The 2,772-nt window shown below is 65.0% G+C and carries 3 protein-coding genes; 1 reads left to right on the top strand and 2 read right to left on the bottom strand.

Features of this window, described 5'->3' with window-relative positions; all coding sequences use genetic code 11:
- A partial coding sequence (locus QZ281_RS15365) for an outer membrane beta-barrel protein (RefSeq protein WP_292229840.1) occupies nucleotides 1-705 on the bottom strand: 705 nt, incomplete at its 3' end.
- Between the two features lie 230 nt (nucleotides 706-935).
- Nucleotides 936-1,667 carry a glycosyltransferase family 2 protein gene (locus QZ281_RS15360; RefSeq protein ID WP_292229839.1) on the bottom strand — a complete coding sequence of 244 codons (732 nt, stop codon included), beginning with the start codon at nucleotides 1,665-1,667 and terminating at the stop codon, nucleotides 936-938.
- A 75-nt stretch (nucleotides 1,668-1,742) separates the two neighbouring features.
- Between QZ281_RS15360 and QZ281_RS15355 the strand changes: the two genes are divergently transcribed.
- A partial coding sequence (locus QZ281_RS15355) for a phospholipid carrier-dependent glycosyltransferase (protein WP_292229838.1) occupies nucleotides 1,743-2,772 on the top strand: 1,030 nt, incomplete at its 3' end.

The raw sequence follows: 2,772 nt of genomic DNA, 5'->3' as shown, positions 1-2,772 counted from the left end.
CACGGTGTGAACCTTGTTGTAGTCGCCGTCCCAGGTGCCGAAGTTGGTGGCGCCGGGGCCGCTGCCGACCGTCTTGGAGTCGAACGAAGCGTCGCCCGTCAGGTAGCGGTAGGTCAGGTCGATGTTGGCGCGGTCGCCTACAGCGTACGACAGACCAGCGAGAGCCTGAGCGGCGAACTTGGTCGAGCTGTCGTCAGCGGTGAAGGTGGAACCGCGGTTGGCGCGCAGGTTGCCGATCGTGTCGATGGAGACGCGGTTCACACCGGCGCCGAGGCCGACGAAGGGACGGATGCCCCAGGCCGAAGAGCCGAAGTCATAGATGACATTGGCCATCAGGGTGGTCGACTCGATATCGCCTTCCGGTGAGTGGCATGCACCCGTCGTTGGCGTCAGGTTGCAGAGGCCCTGCGTGCCCGACACGGCGCGGATCTTGCCGATGTCGCCCGAGCGGTAGCCGCCTTCCAGTTCAACGCGCCAGTTGGGGTTGAAGCGATAGCCGAGGCGAGCGAAAGCAGCCCAACCGGGGTTGACGTCGTACTTCCAGCTGGCGCCGGTCGTCGACGATTCAGCCTTGATGTCGTGGTCGAACTTGTAGCCGGCGTCGATCGCGCCGTACCAGCCGTTGGGCTCCGCCGAAGCGGCGCCGGCCGAAAGGGCCATGGCGGCTGCTGCGCTGGAAGCCAGCACAAGAGTCTTCATACGCATTGGGGGTATCCCTCCGCCTTTGTTGATAAAAATGCGACGGGAAAACCGCCTAATAGTGGCTCATATCAGCGAAGCTGTGGGAGGTCGAGCCGCAAAGGGGGTTGCTGAACACTCTGAAATTGCAACCGTGGCCTTGATGCTACAGGGAAAATCTCAAAAACGACGATGTGTCGCGCGTTTGGAGATTCTCTTTAACGTTGTGTTTAGGAGATCTGTCGCGTGAGGCGGCGTCAAAATTCGGACACAGCGCCTGGCCGGCGGGCGCGCGATTTGAGCCAGATCACGCCCATCAGGTCAGATAGGGAGGCGCGCAGCCGTCCCCAGTTGGTGTATTTCGACCGCCCTGTTTCGCGGTGGCGGTGCCCGACGTCGAGATACTGGTTCCGATAGCCTTCACGGATCACCAGGGCGGGCAGGTAGCGATGGATGTGGTCGAAATAGGGAAGGCGCAGGAAGACGTCGCGGCGGAACGCCTTGAGGCCGCAGCCCGTATCGTCGGCGTCGTCGTTCAGAAGGCGCTTGCGGATGCGGTTGGCCCAGAGTGAGGCCTGACGTTTCGCAGCGCTGTCCTGACGTTTGGCGCGGCGGCCGCCGACCAGAGCGACATCGGCGGGGGCGGCGAGCAGGGCGTCAACCAGACGGGGGGCGTCAATCGGCGGATTCTGACCGTCGCCGTCCAGGGTGACGATGATTGCGCCGCGCGCGGCGAGGACGCCAGTACGCACGGCGCGGCTCTGACCCGCATTGGACCCATGCGCCAGCACACGCAGCATGGGCAGTTCCGGCATGACGGCCTTCAGTTCGGCCAGGGTCGCGTCCCGGCTGGCGTCATCGACAAAGATCATTTCGAAGGATCGCCCCATGAAGGCCTCGGCGATTTCACGCGCCAAGGGCACGGCGGCCCCGGATTCGTCATGGACGGGGACGACGACGGAGATGTCAGGCGCGGATTCAACGGTCATGGCCGCTCCATAGCCGAGATGCGTCGCTTAGGGGAGACGGCTGACGACTGTGCGGGCTGCGTGTAAGGAGGCAGGATGAAGACGTTTGATCTTGATCGCCATGTCGCCGGTTGGCGCGGACCCCTGTTTGCGGCCCTGCTGACGCTTGTCGCCGGTTTGCCCAGTCTGCTGCTGATGCCGCCGCTGGACCGCGATGAGAGCCGATTCGCCCAGGCCACCGCCCAGATGCTGGAAAGCCACGACTATGTGGACATCCGCTTCCAGGACGAGCCGCGCTGGAAGAAGCCGGTCGGCATCTATTGGCTGCAGGCGGCCGCCGTCGCCATGACCTCGGATGTCGAGGATCGCGAGATTGCGCCCTACCGGATTCCGTCCCTGCTGGGCGCCATGCTGGCGGCCTGGGCTGTGGCCTGGGCCGGGGCGGCCTTGTTCGGCGCGCGAATCGGCTTCCTGGGCGGGGCCATCATGGGGACCACCTTCCTGCTGTCGTCCGAGGCGGGCATCGCCAAGACCGACGCCATGCTGTGCGGGGCCACGACCCTGGCCATGGCGGCGCTGGCGCGCATCTATATGGCGACAAGGGCGGGTGAGAAGCCGGTCCGGCTGCACAAATTCCTGTTCTGGGCGGGCCTGGGCCTGTCGATCCTGATCAAGGGGCCGATCGGGTTTCTGGTCATCGCCCTGGCAGTCATCGCCCTGTCGATCTGGGATCGGAACATCAAATGGCTGGGCCGTCTGGGCTGGGGCTGGGGGCTGCCTCTGGTGGCCCTGATGGTGGGGCCTTGGGCCATCGCCATCACCATCGCCACGGACGGCGGTTTCTGGCGCGAGGCCATCGGCGGCGATCTGGCGCCCAAGATTGCGGGCGCGCACGAAAGCCATTCGGGCTTCCCCGGCATGTATCTGTTGCTGGCGCCCCTGTTGTTCTTCCCGTCGACCCTGTTGTTGCCTGCCGCCATCTCGACGGGGTGGAGCCGCCGGGCGGAGCCGGCGATCCGGTTCCTGGTCTGCTGGCTGGTTCCCGGCTGGCTGATGTTCGAGTTGGCCCCGACCAAGCTGTGGCACTACACCCTGCCGACCTTTGGGGCGCTGGCTCTAATGGCGG

The sequence above is a fragment of the Brevundimonas sp. genome (genome assembly GCF_018608325.1).
Taxonomy (GTDB): domain Bacteria; phylum Pseudomonadota; class Alphaproteobacteria; order Caulobacterales; family Caulobacteraceae; genus Brevundimonas.
Note: the sequence above shows the minus strand (reverse complement) of the source record. Positions and strands in the feature narration are given on the sequence as shown.

Excerpts from the sequence above, each read along its gene's own strand:
- QZ281_RS15360 (WP_292229839.1), bottom strand. The coding sequence starts at position 1,667 with ATGACCGTTGAATCCGCGCCTGACATCTCCGTCGTCGTCCCCGTCCAT.